We start from the raw sequence: 16,315 nt of genomic DNA on the forward strand, positions 1-16,315 counted from the left end.
CCCGTCAACTCCCGCCCCCAGCAGAGGAATCCGTGGCAACACAGCAGAAGAACCGCCGCCGGTACGCGGTCGCGGCCGTGGTGGCCGCCGTCCTGGTCGCCGCCGCCGGGGTGACGGCCTGGCAGGTGGCGGGCCGGGAGGGCGGCAGCCGCCCGCTCAGCACCGAGGAGGCGTCCCGGCTGGCCCTCTCCCGGTTCACCCTGTACGGGGCCAGCCCGGTCCAGGTCGCGCTGCGCGTCGACGAGGGCGCCGGCACGGTGGTCGAGGTGCACGGCCTCGTCGACTACCGGACCGGGCACGCCGCCGGCGGCTACCGGGTGCGCGGGCCCGGCGGAGCGCTCCACACCGGGCTGGTGGTCTGGGACACCGGCGGCCTCGGCCTGGCCGACGCCCCCGCCGGAACGGACGGCCTGCCCTGGGAGCAGGCCGAACACGTCCCGCGCACCGGCTGGACCTCCCGCCCGTACGGCAGCGACCCGCTCGACGCCGGGCTGGAACTGGCGGTCCGGCTCGGCGCCGACCGCCCCGACAACCCGCTGCTGCTCGCCCAGGCCGGCCCCCGCCGGCTCGGCCGGGACCGGATCGACGGCCGCGAGCACGACCGGATCTCCGGCCCGCGCCCGCGCGACGCCGCCGCGGGCACCGGCGACGCCACCTCGCCGCTCACCTACTGGGTCGACGCCGAGGGCGGCCTGCGCCGCGTCACCATGCGGATGCCCGGCCTCGGCACCCCCGCCACCCTCGACTTCGAGGGCGGGCGGGACGGGGCGCGGCTGCCCGAGGCGCCCTGGGCCACGGCGGGCTGAGGTGGCACCAGACGTTCCCCCGCCGGGGGGCCGACGGCGGGCCGGGGCGGCGTCAGGAGTCCGCGGGCAGCGGGTAGGCGTCCGGGTCGACCGGGCCCGGCAGGCCGACGGCCGGCACCGCCGGGGCGTGCGGGTCGGCCAGCGAGGGCTGCGCGGGCGGCACCGGCACGGCGTTGAACGCGGTGCCGGGCGGGGCCTGCACGCCCGCCGCCCGGCCGGCCGGAACGGGCCCGCCGGGGGCCGCCGCGTCGCAGGCCGCCAGGCGCTCCAGCCCGGGCGGGCTCTGGGTGGCCGGGCCGTTGCCGGTGAAGCAGTTGCCCGGGTCGGCCGCCGAACTGACCAGGTCCACCCCGTTGCCGGTGACCCGGTTCGCGGTGACCCGGTTGCCGGACGCCGGGTGGCCGGGCGGGTCGGTCACCACCACGCCCGCCGCCCGGTTGCCCCGGACCAGGTTCCGCTCCACCCGGTTGCCGGTGCCGCCGCCGATCCCGATGCCGATCCCGAAGCCGCCGTCGGCCTGCTCCGGCGAGTCCGCCGCGTTGTTGTCGGCCACCACGTTGCCCGCGATCACCGCGGCGTGCTGCGGGGCCAGCGACTCCAGGTCGTTGGAGTTGACCGTCACCCCGACCCGGTTGCCCACCACCCGGTTGCCCACCACGGTCAGGTTCTCCGAGGCGTTGGTGATCTCGATCCCGACCGCGTTGCGCTCCACCGTGTTGCCCCGCACCAGGGTGTCGCACGGCTTGCACTGCCCGACGTAGATCCCCGAGTCGGCCTGCCCGGACGCGTACGACTCCTCGATCACCCCGCCCCGCGCGTCGAACGCGTAGATGCCGTACAGCGCGTTCCCGTACGCCGTCACCCGGGTCGCCCGGAAGCCCCGCACGGCGGGGAAGCGGGTGGTGTCCAGCGGGTCGTACGCCGAGCCGCCCGCGCCGTGGCGCTGGAGCTTCTCGTCGGTGACGCCGGTGAACAGCACCCCGTTGGCCAGGTAGCCGTGCACGGTCAGGTTCTCCACCACGCTGCCCGCGCCGGTCGCGGTGATGCCGTTGACCAGCTTCAGCCCGCCGTCGAACACCACCGCGCCGCGGTCCGTCCCGCGCAGCACCACCCGCGGCCGGGTGATCCGCACGCTCTCCCGGTACGTCCCGGGGCCGACCAGCACCAGGTCGCCCGGGTTCGCGGTGTCCACCGCCCGCTGCACGGTCGGGAAGTCCTCCGGCACCCGCAGCACCGTCCCCGGCGGGTGGCGGTCGGCGGACCGGGAACCGCCGTCCGGGGAACAGCCGGCCGCGGCCGGGAGCAGCAGCAGTGCCGCGCCGAGCAGCAGCCGGCCGGACCGGAACTGACGGTACGTCAATCGTGAAGCAGTGAGGAGCAGTTGCATGAAGCGTGTTCTACCGTCTGTCACGGCCGCCGTGCACACCGAACGGGCGAACCCGCCGGACGCCGCCGTCCCCGCGCGCCCCCGGATCGACCGCCGGGCCCTGCTGGCCGCGGGCGCCGCCCTCGCCGCCGGGGCGGGCGCCGCCACCGCGACCGCGCTGGTCCGCGAACCGGCCGCGGCACCGGCCGCCCCGCCGCCGCCCGCGGCCGTCCCGTTCCACGGCGCCCGCCAGGCCGGGGTGACGCACCGTCCGCTCGCCGCCACCCGGCTGCTCGCCCTCGACCTGCCCGCCGACGCCGACCGGGCCGCGCTGCGCGCCCTGCTCGCCGCCGTCGGCGAGGTGCTGGCCCGGGCCGCGGACGGCGGCCTCGACGACCCGCGACTGCCCGGCACCCCGCCGGTCACCTCGCTCGCCGCGGTCGGCCCCGCCCTCGCCGCCCGCCTGCGCCTGCCCGCCCCCGGGACGCTCGCCGAGCTGCCCGCCCTCCCCGGCGACCGCCTCGACCCGGCCCGCGGCGGCGGCGACCTGCTGCTCCAGGTCGGCGCCGAACAGCCCTGGACCACCGGCCTGCTGACCGAGCACCTCCTCGCGGCGGCGGCCCCCCACGGCGCGGCCGTCCGCTGGCACCAGTCCGGCTTCCTGCCCCCCACCCCGGACGGGCGGACCCCGCGCAACCTGTTCGGCTTCAAGGACGGCACCGCCAACCCCGACCCCGCCGACCCCGCCCTGTGGCACCGGGACGGCACCGTCCTGGTCTACCGCCGCATCCGGATGGACACCGCCGCCTTCGCCGCCCTCCCCGCCGACCGCCGGGAACTCGCCACCGGCCGCCGCGCCGCCACCGGCGCCCCGCTCACCGGCACCGCCGAGCACGACGACCCCGACATCTACGCCAAGCACCCCGACGGCTCCTACGTCATCCCCGCCACCGCCCACGTCCGCCTCAGCAGCCCCCGCCTCGACGGCGGCGCCCGGATGCTCCGCCGCGGCTGGTCCTACGACGACGGCCCCACCGACCGCGGCCTCCTCTTCTGCGCCTTCATGCCCGACCCCGCCCTCTTCACCCGGGTCCAGACCCGCCTCGCCCAACGCGACGCGCTCACCCCGTTCCTGACGCACACCGCCTCGGCGGTGGGCTGGGTCCTCCCGGGCGCACGGGAGGGCGGCACGCTGGGGGACGGGCTGTGAGCGCCGTCCGGGCCGGGTGTTGACACGGGGTGCGCGGCCCCTGATCATCACTTGCCATGATCATTGCTGAGGATGTCGCGGAGCCCGGGATACCCGTGGCCGGGTTCGTGGTGGGCTGGTTGTTCGCGGCCGCGATCATCGTCCACGGGCTGGTGCTGGTCACCGATTTCCGCGGCGTCCGGACGCGGCTCGCCGACCGCTGGACCGCGCTGCTCGACCGCTCCCGGCTCACCGGGAACCCGGTCCCGCTCCTGGCGCCGCTCTTCGCCCGGCACGGCATCGCCTACGGGGTGGCCTCGCTGGCCGCCGGCGCCGTCATGGTGGTGTTCCTGGTGCTGATGGCGCTCTACCCCGTCGTGCAGTGACGTCCCGGAAGCGGCGTTCCGGGAGTCACGGCCCCGGGGCGACGGGCTGTTCGAGGAGTTCGGCCGAGGGTGCGAAGCCGTGCCGCCGGTACAGCGGGGCGCTGCGTTCGGAGGGCCAGACGACCAGGGTGTCCAGCGGCCGGGCGCGGGCGTGGCGGTTCAGCTCCTCCAGCAGGGCCCGGCCCAGGCCGTGGCCGCGCCGTTCGGGGGTGACGTAGAAGTTCGTCACGTAGCCGAGGGCGTCGGCGGACGGGTAGGGGCTGGGCACCTTCTCCACCAGGCAGAGGAACACGTGCCCGCAGACCCGCCCGTCCGCCTCCGCCACCCAGGCGAGCCACGGCCCGGCCAGCCGGGTGCGCAGCCACCGCTCGCACTCGGCGAGGAACTCCGCCGCCGACCCCGGCGGTTCGCCGCCCTCGTCCTCCCGCTTGAACCGCAGGCGCAGCGCGGCCAGCGCGGACGCGTCGTCAACTCCGGCCCGGCGGACGGTCACTCCGTTCATGGGGCCCACTCTAGGCGGCGTGCGAGGAACTGCCGCCCGGGGCCCGGGTGTCGGCGAGGTCGTGGTGGATCGGGCCGCCGGTGGTGGAGAGCGGGAGGCAGGAGCCGCCGCGGGTGAGGGAGACGAGTTGGGCGGCGATGGAGACGGCGGTCTCCTCGGGGGTGCGGGCGCCGAGGTCGAGGCCGATGGGGGAGTGCAGGCGGGAGAGTTCGGTCTCGGTGAGGCCGGCTTCGCGCAGGCGGGTCTCGCGGTCGCGGTGGGTGCGGCGGGAGCCCATCGCGCCGACGTAGCCGACGGGCAGGCGCAGGGCGCGTTCGAGGAGCGGGATGTCGAACTTGGCGTCGTGGGTGAGGACGCACAGCACGCTGCGGCCGTCGAGCCGGTCGAGCTGGGTGTCGAGGTAGCGGTGCGGCCAGTCGACGACGAGTTCGTCGGCCTCGGGGAAGCGCCGTGCGGTGGCGAAGACCGGCCGGGCGTCGCAGACGGTGACGTGGTAGCCGAGGAACTTGCCGATCCGGACCACCGCCGAGGCGAAGTCGATCGCGCCGAAGACCAGCATCCGCGGCGGCGGCACGTACGCCTCGACGAAGACGGTGACGGTGTGTTCGGCGGACGGGTCGCAGGGCCGCCCGTCCAGCCCGAGGACCAGGCGGCCGGTGCGCCCGGCGGAGAGCATCGCGCGGGCCTCGGCGACGGTGGCGCGCTCCAGCCGGAAGGAGGCGAAGGAGCCGTGGTGGGCGTCGGCGGTGACGGCGAGGGCGCCGCCGAGCAGGGCGGGCGGGCCGTCGACGATCCGGGCCACCGCGACGGGGGTGCCGGAGGCGGTGTAGGCGACGGCGGCGTCCAGGCCGGGGTCGGCGCCGGGGACGACCGGCTGGACGAAGACGTCGAGCAGGCCGCCGCAGGTCAGGCCGACGGCGAAGGCGTCCTCGTCGCTGTAGCCGAAGCGTTCCAGGGCGGGCGTGCCGGTGTGCAGCGCCTCCCGGCACAGCTCGTACACCGCGCCCTCCACGCAGCCGCCGGAGACCGAGCCGACCGCCTCGCCGTCCGCGTCGACGGCCAGGGCCGCGCCGGGGTCGCGCGGCGCGGAGCCGGAGACGCCGACCACGGTGGCCACCGCGAAGGGGCGTCCGGCGGCGTGCCAGGTGTGCAGCTGGGCGGCGATGTCGTGCACGGGATTGCTCCTCACGGACTCACGGACGGCGGGTGCCGCCCCGCCGGAGGGTGCGGCGGGGCGGCGGGGAGGGCCGGGCGCTAGTGCACGCCCAGCCAGGATTTGATCGGGACGATCGCGAAGTACACGGCGAACACGCCGGTCAGCACCCACATCAGCGGGCCGGGCTCCCGCCACTTGCCGGTGCCGGCCTTGATCGCGGTGTACGAGACGACGCCGGCCGCGACGCCCGCGGTGATGCTGTAGGTGAAGGGCATGACCACGCAGGTGAGGAACGCCGGGATGGCGGTCTCGCGGTCCGACCAGTCGATGTGCCGGGCCTGGCTCATCATCATCGAGCCGATCACCACCAGCGCGGCGGAGGCGACCTGCACCGGCACCACGGCGGCCACCGGGGAGAAGAACAGCATCAGCGCGAAGACGCCGCCGGTGACGGTGGAGGCCAGGCCGGTGCGGGCGCCGTCGCCGACGCCGGTGGCCGACTCGACGAACACGGTCTGCCCGGACGCCCCGGCCAGGCCGCCGATCGCGCCGCCCGCGCCGTCGATGAACAGCGCCTTGGACAGGCCGGGCATCCGGCCCCTGTCGTCGGCCAGCCCGGCCTCGGTGCCGACGCCGATGATGGTGGCCATCGCGTCGAAGAAGCCAGCGAGGACGAGGGTGAACACGGCGACCGAGGCGCTGATCGCGCCCAGCCCGTGCGAGCCGAACGCGCCGAACAGGTCGACGTGCCCGAACAGCCCGAAGTCGGGGGCGGCGACCGGCGAGCCGGGCCAGGTCGGCGCCGAGCCGCCCCAGTCCGCGCCGGTCAGCCCGGCCGCCCTGTCGACCACCAGGGCGACCGCGGTGCCCGCCGCGATGCCGATCAGGATCGCGCCCCGCACGCCCCGGGCCAGCAGCACGAAGACGGTGAGCAGGGTGAGCGCGAAGATCAGCACCGGCCAGCCCCGGAGCTCGCCGAACGGGCCGAGCGAGAGCGGGGTGGGGCCGCCGGTGTGCACGAACCCGGCCTTGTAGAAGCCGATGATCGCGACGAACAGGCCGATGCCGATGGTGATGGCGTGCTTGAGCGGCAGCGGGATGCCGTTCATGATCCTCTCGCGCAGTCCGGAGACCACCAGCAGCACGATCAGCAGGCCGTAGATCACGCACAGGCCCATCGCCTGCGCCCAGGTGGTGTGCGGCGCGACCAGCGCCGATATCGCGCCGGAGACGGACAGCCCGGCCGCGACCGCCAGCGGCACGTTGCCGACCACGCCCATCAGGACCGTGGTGACGGCGGCGGCCAGCGCGGTGGCGGTGGTCAGCTGGGCGTGGTCCAGCTTGGCGCCGGTGACGTCCGCGCCGCTCAGGATGATCGGGTTGAGCAGGACGATGTAGGCCATCGCCATGAAGGTGGTGAGTCCGCCGCGGATCTCGTTGCCCAGGGTGGAGCCGCGCGCGGAGATCTTGAAGTAGGTGTCGAGGGCGCCGCGCGGGGGTGTGTCGGGCGCGGTGGGGGCCGCGTCGGTGGGGCCGGGCTCCGTGGAGGTCCGGTTCATGTCCACTCCCAAGGTTCATAGGGGGTTGGGGTGGGCGAGCCGACCTGAATGCCCGTCAGGGGGGTACGCAGGGGGACTGGTTCGACTCACGGGTGGGGGTGCTGCGGGGCCCGGCGAGACTCCGGCAGCGCCCCGGGGCCGGGGGAAGACTGGACACCGGCCCCGGGGACGTTCTCGAACGGTCCGTCAGAGCGTGTCGGTCAGGTGCTCCGGCCGCACCGGGATGCGGGTGAGCGCCTTGCCGGTGGCCTGGCGGATGGCCGCGACGATCGACGGGGTGGCGGAGACGGTGGGGGCCTCGCCGACGCCGCGCAGCCCGTACGGGGCGTGCGGGTCGGGCAGTTCGAGGATCTGCACCGGGATCGGCGGGGTGTCCAGGATGGTGGGGATCAGGTAGTCGGTGAAGGAGGCGTTGCGCACCTTGCCGTCCTCGACCACGATCTCCTCCATCACGGCCAGGCCCAGCGCCTGGGTGCAGCCGCCCTGGATCTGGCCGACCACCGAGAGCGGGTTGAGCGCCTTGCCGACGTCCTGCACGGCCGTCAGCTCGACCACCTTGACCAGGCCCAGCTCCACGTCCACGTCCACCACCGCGCGGTTGGCGCAGAAGGTGTACTGGACGTGGCCGAAGCCCTGCCCGGTCTCCTTGTCGAACGGGACGGTGGGCCGGTGGTGGTGCTCGCGGGTCTGCTCGATGGCGTCGTCCCCGAGCAGGTCGACCATCGAGATCAGCACGCCCGCCGAGGCCGAGACCACCTTGCCGCCGGCCAGCGACAGGTCGGTCTGCTTCCAGCCGTAGCGGTGGCGGCCCCGCTCCAGCAGCTCGTGCCGCACCGCCTCGGCGGCGAGCTTCACCGCGCCGCCGGTCATGTACGTCTGCCGGGAGGCGGAGGTGGAACCGGCCGAGCCGACCTCGGTGTTGGCCGGGTGGATGGTGACCTGCTCGACGCCCAGCTCGGTGCGGGCGATCTGGGCGTGCACGGTGACGCCGCCCTGGCCGACCTCGGCCATCGCGGTGTGCACCATGGCCACCGGCTCGCCGCCGATCACCTCCAGCCGGACCCGGGCGGTCGAGTAGTCGTCGAAGCCCTCGGAGAAGCCGACGTTCTTGATGCCCACCGAGTAGCCGACGCCGCGCACGATGCCCTCGCCGTGCGAGGTGTTGGACAGCGCGCCCGGCAGGGTGCGCACGTCCAGGTGCTCCAGGTCCAGCGGCGGCGGCAGCGGCATGTCCTTGACCCGCTGGAGCAGTTCGGCGACCGGCGCGGGCGCGTCGATCTCCTGCCCGGTCGGCATCCGGTCGCCCTGGGTGACGGCGTTCAGCTGCCGCAGCTCCACCGGGTCCATGCCGAGCGCCTCGGCCAGCTTGTCCATCTGCGACTCGTAGCCGAACGCGGCCTGCACCGCGCCGAAGCCGCGCATCGCCCCGCAGGACGGGTTGTTGGAGTACAGCGCGATCGCGTGCATCCGCACGTTCGGGATGACGTACGGGCCGTGGCCCAGCGAGGCGGCGTTGCCGACCACCGCGGGGGAGGCGGAGGCGTACGCGCCGCCGTCCAGCACGATCCGGCAGTCGGCGAAGACCAGCCTGCCGTCGCGGGTCGCGCCGTGCTCGTAGCGCATCCGGGCCGGGTGGCGGTGCACGTGCCCGAAGAAGGACTCGTCCCGGGCGTAGACGATCTTGACCGGCTTGCCGGTGTGCAGCGCCAGCAGGCAGGCGTGGATCTGCATCGACAGGTCCTCGCGCCCGCCGAACGCCCCGCCCACCCCGGCCAGCGTCAGCCGGACCTTCTCCTGCGGCAGGTCGAGGACGGGCGCCATCTGCTGGCGGTCCACGTGCAGCCACTGGGTGGCGATGTACAGGTCGACGCCGCCGTCCTCGGCGGGCACCGCCAGGCCGGACTCCGGGCCCAGGAACGCCTGGTCCTGCATGCCGACCTCGTACTCGCCGGACACGATCACGTCCGCCAGCGCCCGCACCTCGTCGGTCACGCCCCGGCCCGACACCAGCCGCTGCTCGTGGCAGACGTTGCCGTGCGCGTGCGACTTGTACTCGTGCGGCTCGTGCACGTAGCCGTGCGTCTCCGGGTCCAGGCACTGCTCCTCGGTGGTGATCGGGGTGAGCACCTCGTACTCGACCACGATCCTCTTCACCGCGCGGCGGGCCGTCTCCGGGTGGTCGGCGGCGACCAGGGCGATCGCCTCGCCGTGGTAGCGGACCTTGTCGATCGCCAGGGCCGGCTGGTCGGCGATCTCCAGGCCGTAGTACTTCTCGCCCGGGATGTCCTCGTGGGTGAGCACCGCGTACACCCCGGGCACCTTGAGCGCCTCCGAGACGTCCACCGACAGGATGTTCGCCCGCGGGTGCGGGGAGCGCAGCGCCGTCCCCCAGAGCATGTCCTCGTGCCACAGGTCGGAGGAGTAGGCGAACTCGCCCTTCACCTTCAGCGTGCCGTCCGGGCGCAGCGGGGAGCCGCCGATGCCGTCCTTGGACGCCTGGTTGATCTTCTGCAGGTTCTTCTGGCCCTGGATCGTCCGCTCGCTCACTTCCCCGCCCCCTCGGCCGAGGCGGCGCACGTGCGGGCCGAGGCCAGCCGCACCGCGTCCATGATCTTCTCGTAGCCGGTGCACCGGCACAGGTTGCCCGACAGCGCCTCGCGGATGTCCGTGTCGGACGGCTGCGGGTCCGCGGCCAGCAGCGCGTCGGTCTGCACCAGCAGGCCCGGGGTGCAGAAGCCGCACTGCACGGCGCCCGCGTCCACGAACGCCTGCTGCACCACGCCCAGTTCGCCGTCCGGGCCGGCCAGGCCCTCCACGGTGCGCACCTCGCGGCCCTGCACCTGGCCCGCCGCCACCAGGCAGGAGCACACCGGCACCCCGTCCAGGTAGACCGTGCACGAGCCGCACTCGCCCTGCTCGCAGGCGTTCTTCGAACCCGGCAGGCCGACCCGCTCGCGCAGGACGTACAGCAGGGACTCGCCCTCCCACACGTCGTCGGCCTCCACCGGCTTGCCGTTCGCGCTGAACGTGACCCTCATGCCGCGCTCCTGATCTGCTTGCGATAGTCGTTCCAACACCACGTCAGGGTGCGCCGGGCCATCACGGCCAGCGCGTGCCGCCGGTAGTCGGCGGTGCCCCGGACGTCGTCGATCGGGGAGGCCGCGCCCTTCACCAGCTCGCCGAAGCGCTGCACCACCTCCGGGCCCAGCAGCCCGCCCGACTCCCACAGACCGCGCCCGGCCAGCACCCCGGCCAGGTACTCCTCGGCCTCCACCGCCCGGCGCGGCGTCGGCGCGGCCGAGCCGATGCCGGTGCCGACCGTGCCGTCCTTGGGGTGCAGCGCGAAGCCGAACGCGCAGACCGCGATTACCATCGCGTTGCGGGTGCCGATCTTCGAGAACTGCTGCGGCCCGTCCGCGACCGGGATGCGCACTGCGCGGATCAGCTCGTCCGGCTCCAGGCTGTTGCGCTTCACCCCGAGGTAGAAGTCGTCGATCGGGATCAGCCGCACCCCGCGCACCGAGTGCGCCTCCACCAGCACGTCCCGCCCCGCGGCCAGCAGCGCCGGGTGCGAGTCGCCGGCCGGCGAGGCCGCGCCCAGGTTGCCGCCGACGCTGCCCCGGTTGCGGATCTGCGGCGAGCCGACGGTGTGCGCGGCCAGCGCCAGGCCCGGCAGCGGGCCGGACAGCTCCTCGATGATCCGGGCGTACGGCACCGCCGCGCCCAGCCGGACGGCGGCGCCGTCGCCGCTCCACTCGGTGAGCTCGGTGATGCGGTTCAGGTCGAGGATCGCGGATGGCCGGTGCACGTCGAAGTTCATCTCGACCATGACGTCCGTGCCGCCCGAGATGGGCAGCGCGGTGGGGTGCTCGGCCTTCGCCGCGAGTGCCTCGTCCCAGGTGGCGGGCCGAAGGAACTCCATGCGGGTAACTCCTCAAGTCGTCGCCGGCGGACGCGGGCACTGCGCCCTTGCCGGTGCCGGCCGGGCCCGCGGGCCCGACCGGTCACCGCGGTGCAGCCCGGCGGCGTGTTGGCAAGTGAACCGCTGTGACGGGGGCCACTGGCAGTCACCGATGGCATGAGGCCCGGCGGTGACCCGCAGCACCGTCCTGTACGTTCCTCTAAGGTGCACGACCCCCCCGCTCACCTCGTGCACACTGGGCCGTTCCGGCCCACCGCTCCCACCCTCACAGACCAACTCCCAGACCGAGAAGGGCCCGCCCATGCGCGTCCGTGACCTGCTCGCCCCCGGCGCCCCCCGACTGCGCCTGCTCGCCGGCGAGGACGAGCTCGACCGGCAGGTCACCGGAGTCATGACCACCGACCTCCAGGACCCGGGCCGCTACCTGCACGGCGGCGAACTCGTCCTGACCGGCATGCTCTGGCGCGCCGCCCCCGCCGACTCCGAGCGCTTCGTGCGCACCATCGTCGCGGCCGGCGCCGCCGCCCTCGGCGCCGGCGAGGTCGAGGTCGGCCCCGTCCCCGACGACCTCGCCGACGCCTGCCGCCGCCACCGGCTGCCGCTGCTCGCCGTCCCCGACGACGTGGCCTTCGGCGCCGTCACCGAGTACGTCGGCCGCCAGGTCTCCGCCGACCGGGCCGCCGACCTCGCCGCCCTGGTCGACCGGCACCGCCTGCTGGTCTCCGCCGCCGGGGCGGGCGGCCTGGACGCCGTCCTCGACCTGCTCGGCGGCGACCTCGACCTCGACTGCTGGGTGCTCACCCCCACCGGCCGCGTCGTCGCCGGGCCCGCCGACCACCTGCCGCCCGCCGACCGCGACCAGCTCGCCCGCGCCCACCTCGCCGCCCAGCGCCAGCGCCGCCGCCCCCCGCACCGGGCCCGCCTCGCCACCGGCACCTACTCGCTGCTGCCCGCCGCCGCCGACCCGGACACCGACAGCCCGCTCGCCGACTGGATCCTCGCCGTCGCCGGCGACGTCACCGAGTGGACGCCCAAGCGCCAGCAGCTCGCCGAGAACCTGGCCCGCCTGGTCGCCGCCGAACGCACCCGCCGCGACGAGGGCCGCCGGCTGCGCCGCCGGATCGCCGACGAGGTCCTCGCCCTGCTCCGGCGCGACGCCGACCCGGCCGAGATCGGCCGCGCCCTCCAGGCGTCCACCACCATGGCCACCCGCTACGAGGGCTCCACCGAGACCTCCGGCGACCAGCCGCAGTGGCTGGTGCTCTCCGCCGACGCCACCGGACTGCCCGACGGCGCGCTGCGCCCGATCCTGGAGGAGGCGCTCGCCGCCGCCACCGACCGGGCCCTGGTCGCCGCCACCGGCCCCCACGGCGCCGTCGTCGTGCTGCCCGCCCTGGACACCGCCGTCCCGGCCGACGCCGTCCGCGCGCTGCTCGCCCCGCTGGAGGCCGGCCTCGGCTCCGAGGGCCGGATCACCGTCGGCGTGTGCGCCCCCGCCGCCGAGTCCGGCGGCCTGCGCGGCGCCCTGGAGGAGGCCCGGCACGCCCGCCGGATCGCCGCCGCCCGGGTCGGCCGGGTCTGCGTCGCGGGCCCCGAGGAACTCGCCTCGCACGTCCTGCTGCTGGCCGCCGTCCCCGACGAGGTCCGCCGCGCCTTCCGCAGCCGCCTGCTCGACCGGGTCATCGCCTACGACCTGGAGCACCAGGCCGACCTGGTCCGCACCCTGGAGGTCTTCCTGCGCTCCGACGGCTCCTGGACCCGCTGCGCCGCCCAGCTGCACGTCCACGTCAACACGCTGCGCTACCGGATCGGCCGGATCGAGGAGCTCACCGGCCGCGACCTGTCCCGGCTGGAGGACCGGGTCGACTTCTACCTCGCCCTGGAACTCTCCTGAGACGCGGCCGGGGGCCCGCCGTCCGGCGGGCCCCCGGTGGTGCGGTACCCCTGCGTCACACGGCGCCGCGGCGCTTGCCCCGCTGCCGGCGCGGGTACGGGAACAGCTGCGGCGAGCGCTTGGCGGCCACGTCCTCGACCCAGCCGAAGACCAGCACCAGCAGGCCCAGCAGCGGGATGCCCACCAGCAGGGTGAGCCACTGGCTGGTCAGCAGCCACCGCATGTGCGCGTAGAAGAAGTCGACGTCCCACAGGTGGTCGATCAGCGGGACGGCCAGCACCAGCGCGGTCACGTGCCACAGGTAGACGCTGACGGCCCGCGAGTTGAGCAGGCTGACCAGGCCGTTCCAGCGCTCCAGCGGGGCGGGCCAGCGCTCCCAGGACGGGCTGAGGTGCAGCAGCATGGCGACGAAGCCGAAGGACCACACCGCCTGGGCGATCGGCCAGGCCTCGATGTCGGTGGGCTGGCTCGGGTCGACCGGCCGGGTCTGCAGGTACCAGAACCCGGCCACCATCACCAGCGGCGCGAGCGACGGCAGGACGTACTGCGGCAGCCGCTTGAGCAGCCCCTCCTGGTGCGCCATGCCGAGGATCCAGCAGGAGCCGAAGGTGGCGAAGTCGTTGACCGTCTCCCAGACCCGCTGGTAGACGAAGTCGTGCTCGAAGGCGAACCCGTTCATGGCGATCACCAGCGCCAGCGGGGCGCACAGCGTCAGCACCGGGAAGCGCCGCAGCATCCGCAGCATCAGCGGCGAGAGCAGCACGTACCAGAGGTAGGCCCGCAGGTACCACAGCGGCACCACGAGCTGGGTGGCCCAGCCGGACTCCAGGTGCAGGTGCAGGCCGTGCAGCCCGTCCTCCGCGTACGGCGGCGTGCTCAGCGGCAGCAGCCAGAACGCCAGCTTGCCCCACCACCAGCCGGGGTGGCCGTCCGCGTCGGGGCCGCCGCCGTCGACCACCTGGAGGGTGACCACGATCGCGCCGAACAGCCACATCGGCGGCAGCAGGCGGCGCAGCCGGCCGCGGATCACGCCGAGCGCGGGGCGGCCCAGCGAACGGGCCATCAGCGAGCCCGCCAGCGCGAACATCACGCCCATCGACGGGAACAGCAGCGGCAGCCAGAACCAGCCGAAGTTGTGGTAGAGCACCACGCGGACCAGGGCCAGCGCGCGCAGCAGGTCGAGGTAGCGGTCCCGGCCGCCCTTGCGGACCGGCGGCGCGGGCTCCTCGTGCTCCTCCAGCTGGCGGCGCATCTGCTCGGGGATGCGCAGCGCCATGGTGTCGTCGTGGCGGACGAAGTCGGCGGGGACGCGCAGCGCGATGGTGTCCTCGTGGCGTCCGCGCCGCTCGGCGGGGGAAGTCATGTCAGCCCTCCACCGGTGCCGCGGCGACCTCGCCGGTGCGCCGGAGCTTCTGCCAGCGCAGCCGGCCACCGGTGAACGCGGTGATCGTGGACTGCAACAGGACGATGTACATCAACTGCCGGTAGACCACCTGCTGGAGCGGCAGGCTGATCAGGTGCCAGGGCTTCTCCCGGTCGAGCCGGAAGGCGTACCAGGACAGCGCCGCCTGGAGCAGGATGAAGCCGCCCCAGCTGGCCAGGGTGATCGGCGCGTCGGTGAACAGGATGCCGTACAGCAGGAACAGGTCGACCAGCGGCGCCAGCAGCGGGGCGACCACGCCGAACAGCACGACCAGCGGCAGGCCGATCCGGCCGAACCGGCCGGCCGGGCCGCGGGCGGTCACCGCCCGGCGGTGCTTCCACATCGCCTGCATGGAGCCGTAGCTCCAGCGGTAGCGCTGCGACCACAGCTGCTGGAGGCTGGCGGGGGCCTCGGTCCAGGCCCGGGCGCGCTCGGCGTAGACGATCCGCCAGCCCGCGGAGAGCACCGCCATGGTGATGTCGGTGTCCTCGGCGAGGGTGTCGTCGCTCATGCCGCCGACCGCCCGCAGGGCCTCCTTGCGGAAGGCGCCGACCGCGCCGGGGATGGTCGGGATGACGTTGAGCACGTCGTACATCCGGCGGTCCAGGTTGTGGCCCAGGACGTACTCGATGTGCTGCCAGGCGCCGATCAGGCTGTCCCGGTTGCCGACCTTGGCGTTGCCCGCCACCGCGCCGATCCGCGGGTCGGCGAAGGGCTGCACCAGCTCGCGCACGGTGGACGGCTCGAAGACGGTGTCGCCGTCCATCATCACGACGATGTCGTAGGAGGCGGCCGCGACCCCGGCGTTCAGCGCGCTGGGCTTGCCGCCGTTGACCTTGCGGATCAGCCGGACGAACGGCAGGGCCATCTCCTCGACGATGTCCGCGGTGCCGTCCGTGGAGCCGTCGTCGATGACGATCACTTCGATCGGGTAGTCGCTGGCGGCGAGCGAGTTGAGCGTGTTGGCGATGCACTCGCGCTCGTTGTACGCCGGGACGAGGACGGTGACCGGTTCGGTGACCGGCTCGCCCCAGGCGCCCTGCCGCTTGGAGCGGCGGGCGTGCACCGGCGCGAGGACGATCATCAGCGCGAACCGGCCGAAGTTCAGGAAGCCGACCAGGGCGAGCAGCCCGACCAGCACCGGCAGGGTGATCACGGCGAACTGGCTGGCCCAGATGAACACCTTGCCCGCCCACAGCTGGTAGCCGTGCACCGGCACCATGGCGGCGGGCGCGCCGAGCGCGTCGGAGATGGTGGTGAAGCGGTAGCCCTCGCCCTGGAGCTTGACGATGATCTGCTCCAGCGCCTCGACGGTCTCCGAGCGGTCGCCGCCCGCGTCGTGGAGCAGGACCAGCTCGCCCGCGCCGGGCTTGGCGGGCATCGCGGCCTTGACGATCTCCTCGACGCCGGGGCGCTTCCAGTCGTCGGTGTCGCGGTCGATGAACGCGGTCAGGTAGCCGTGCGCGCCCACGTACTTGATGACCGGGTAGTTCCAGTCGTCCATCGCGGAGGCGTCGGAGGAGTACGGCGGCCGGAACAGCGAGCTGTGCACGCCCGCGACGCCGGCCAGCGCGAGCTGGGTCTGCGCCAGCTCCCAGCTGATCCGGGCGTGCGACTGGAAGGCCAGGTCGGGGTGGGTGAAGGTGTGCAGGCCGATCTCGTGGCCGTCCGCGACGATCCGCCGGATCAGGTCGGGGTTGCGGGTGGTCATCGAGCCGGTGACGAAGAAGTCGGCCCGGACGCCGTGGTCCTCCAGCACCTTGAGGATCTTCGGGGTCCACTCGGGGGAGGGGCCGTCGTCGAAGCTCAGCACCACGGTCTTGTCCGGGATGCGGTAGCTGACCGGCTCGGCCTTCTTGTCGCGCGCGTCGATGACCGGGCCGCCCTTGAGCAGGTCCTCGGGCACGGTGGTCTTGTCGACCGACTGCGCGATCCGGGTGTCGTGGAACACCTCGTTGGTGGCCAGGCCGCGCAGCACGAGGAGCGCGAGCAGGCACGCCAGCAGGGACAGCGGCATGAAGAACCGCAGCGGCGGCGCGGCCAGTCGGCGCGGCCTCAGCAGGGACTGCCGGCGGCGCTGGTGGCGGGACAAGGGCGCTCCTGGAGATGGGC

General features: G+C 74.4%; 13 protein-coding genes. 4 read left to right on the forward strand and 9 right to left on the reverse strand.

Annotation, left to right across the window (positions count from 1 at the left end):
* The first annotated feature begins 32 nt into the window (after positions 1–32).
* Positions 33–806 (forward strand): hypothetical protein, encoded by a 774-nt coding sequence (locus ACIQVD_RS09860; protein WP_402287452.1) that lies wholly within the window; start codon positions 33–35, stop codon positions 804–806.
* A 52-nt stretch (positions 807–858) separates the two neighbouring features.
* On the opposite strand, the gene ACIQVD_RS09865 is transcribed toward ACIQVD_RS09860, so the two are convergent.
* Positions 859–2,193: a right-handed parallel beta-helix repeat-containing protein gene (locus tag ACIQVD_RS09865; RefSeq protein ID WP_400679091.1), complete on the reverse strand. Its 1,335-nt coding sequence runs from the start codon at positions 2,191–2,193 to the stop codon at positions 859–861.
* Here ACIQVD_RS09865 and ACIQVD_RS09870 point away from each other — a divergent pair.
* Together ACIQVD_RS09870 and ACIQVD_RS09875 are read left to right on the forward strand one after the other, a co-directional pair.
* On the forward strand, positions 2,192–3,382 hold the full coding sequence (locus ACIQVD_RS09870; protein ID WP_402287455.1) for a Dyp-type peroxidase: 1,191 nt from the start codon (positions 2,192–2,194) through the stop codon (positions 3,380–3,382). The genes ACIQVD_RS09865 and ACIQVD_RS09870 overlap by 2 nt on opposite strands.
* Positions 3,383–3,438: 56 nt before the next feature.
* Positions 3,439–3,747 carry a hypothetical protein gene (locus ACIQVD_RS09875; protein WP_400679094.1) on the forward strand — a complete coding sequence of 103 codons (309 nt, stop codon included), beginning with the start codon at positions 3,439–3,441 and terminating at the stop codon, positions 3,745–3,747.
* 25 nt (positions 3,748–3,772) lie between these two features.
* Here ACIQVD_RS09875 and ACIQVD_RS09880 read toward each other — a convergent pair whose 3' ends face one another.
* The 6 genes from ACIQVD_RS09880 to ACIQVD_RS09905 all read right to left on the reverse strand — a co-directional run bounded on the left by ACIQVD_RS09880 (position 3,773) and on the right by ACIQVD_RS09905 (position 10,886).
* Entirely contained in the window at positions 3,773–4,249 is a 477-nt protein-coding gene (locus ACIQVD_RS09880; RefSeq protein ID WP_400679095.1) for a GNAT family N-acetyltransferase, read from the reverse strand.
* A gap of 10 nt (positions 4,250–4,259) precedes the next feature.
* Positions 4,260–5,423, reverse strand: a complete 1,164-nt coding sequence (locus ACIQVD_RS09885) for an XdhC family protein (protein ID WP_402287459.1) — start codon at positions 5,421–5,423, stop codon at positions 4,260–4,262.
* Positions 5,424–5,503: 80 nt separating this feature from the next.
* Positions 5,504–6,964 (reverse strand): NCS2 family permease, encoded by a 1,461-nt coding sequence (locus ACIQVD_RS09890; RefSeq protein ID WP_400679097.1) that lies wholly within the window; start codon positions 6,962–6,964, stop codon positions 5,504–5,506.
* A gap of 186 nt (positions 6,965–7,150) precedes the next feature.
* Positions 7,151–9,511 carry a xanthine dehydrogenase subunit D gene (gene pucD / locus ACIQVD_RS09895; RefSeq protein WP_402287462.1) on the reverse strand — a complete coding sequence of 787 codons (2,361 nt, stop codon included), beginning with the start codon at positions 9,509–9,511 and terminating at the stop codon, positions 7,151–7,153.
* The gene (locus ACIQVD_RS09900) at positions 9,508–10,002 is read right to left on the reverse strand and encodes a (2Fe-2S)-binding protein (protein WP_100839485.1); all 495 of its coding nucleotides are present in this window, start codon (positions 10,000–10,002) and stop codon (positions 9,508–9,510) included. Before ACIQVD_RS09900 ends, pucD begins: the two co-directional genes overlap by 4 nt.
* On the reverse strand, positions 9,999–10,886 hold the full coding sequence (locus tag ACIQVD_RS09905) for an FAD binding domain-containing protein (protein ID WP_400679099.1): 888 nt from the start codon (positions 10,884–10,886) through the stop codon (positions 9,999–10,001). The genes ACIQVD_RS09900 and ACIQVD_RS09905 overlap by 4 nt, the downstream gene beginning before the upstream one ends.
* Before the next feature lie 301 nt (positions 10,887–11,187).
* Here ACIQVD_RS09905 and ACIQVD_RS09910 point away from each other — a divergent pair, with 301 nt between their 5' ends.
* On the forward strand, positions 11,188–12,780 hold the full coding sequence (locus ACIQVD_RS09910) for a PucR family transcriptional regulator (protein ID WP_402287465.1): 1,593 nt from the start codon (positions 11,188–11,190) through the stop codon (positions 12,778–12,780).
* Between the two features lie 55 nt (positions 12,781–12,835).
* Here ACIQVD_RS09910 and ACIQVD_RS09915 read toward each other — a convergent pair whose 3' ends face one another.
* Entirely contained in the window at positions 12,836–14,143 is a 1,308-nt protein-coding gene (locus tag ACIQVD_RS09915) for an acyltransferase (RefSeq protein ID WP_402287467.1), read from the reverse strand.
* Position 14,144: 1 nt separating this feature from the next.
* Positions 14,145–16,232, reverse strand: coding sequence for a bifunctional polysaccharide deacetylase/glycosyltransferase family 2 protein (locus tag ACIQVD_RS09920; RefSeq protein ID WP_402287740.1), 2,088 nt, complete (start codon positions 16,230–16,232; stop codon positions 14,145–14,147).
* Between the last annotated feature and the right edge of the window lie 83 nt (positions 16,233–16,315).

Origin of the sequence: Kitasatospora sp. NPDC090308, assembly GCF_044769485.1 — a bacterium.
Classification (GTDB): domain Bacteria; phylum Actinomycetota; class Actinomycetes; order Streptomycetales; family Streptomycetaceae; genus Kitasatospora; species Kitasatospora fiedleri.

What these genes read in the sequence shown, in the direction of transcription:
- ACIQVD_RS09870 (WP_402287455.1), top strand. Translation starts at nt 2,192, where the DNA reads ATGAAGCGTGTTCTACCGTCTGTCACGGCCGCCGTGCACACCGAACGG.
- ACIQVD_RS09865 (WP_400679091.1), bottom strand. Translation starts at nt 2,193, where the DNA reads ATGCAACTGCTCCTCACTGCTTCACGATTGACGTACCGTCAGTTCCGG.
- ACIQVD_RS09875 (WP_400679094.1), top strand. Translation starts at nt 3,439, where the DNA reads ATGATCATTGCTGAGGATGTCGCGGAGCCCGGGATACCCGTGGCCGGG.
- ACIQVD_RS09880 (WP_400679095.1), bottom strand. Translation starts at nt 4,249, where the DNA reads ATGAACGGAGTGACCGTCCGCCGGGCCGGAGTTGACGACGCGTCCGCG.
- ACIQVD_RS09890 (WP_400679097.1), bottom strand. Translation starts at nt 6,964, where the DNA reads ATGAACCGGACCTCCACGGAGCCCGGCCCCACCGACGCGGCCCCCACC.
- ACIQVD_RS09900 (WP_100839485.1), bottom strand. Translation starts at nt 10,002, where the DNA reads ATGAGGGTCACGTTCAGCGCGAACGGCAAGCCGGTGGAGGCCGACGAC.
- ACIQVD_RS09905 (WP_400679099.1), bottom strand. Translation starts at nt 10,886, where the DNA reads ATGGAGTTCCTTCGGCCCGCCACCTGGGACGAGGCACTCGCGGCGAAG.
- ACIQVD_RS09910 (WP_402287465.1), top strand. Translation starts at nt 11,188, where the DNA reads ATGCGCGTCCGTGACCTGCTCGCCCCCGGCGCCCCCCGACTGCGCCTG.
- ACIQVD_RS09915 (WP_402287467.1), bottom strand. Translation starts at nt 14,143, where the DNA reads ATGACTTCCCCCGCCGAGCGGCGCGGACGCCACGAGGACACCATCGCG.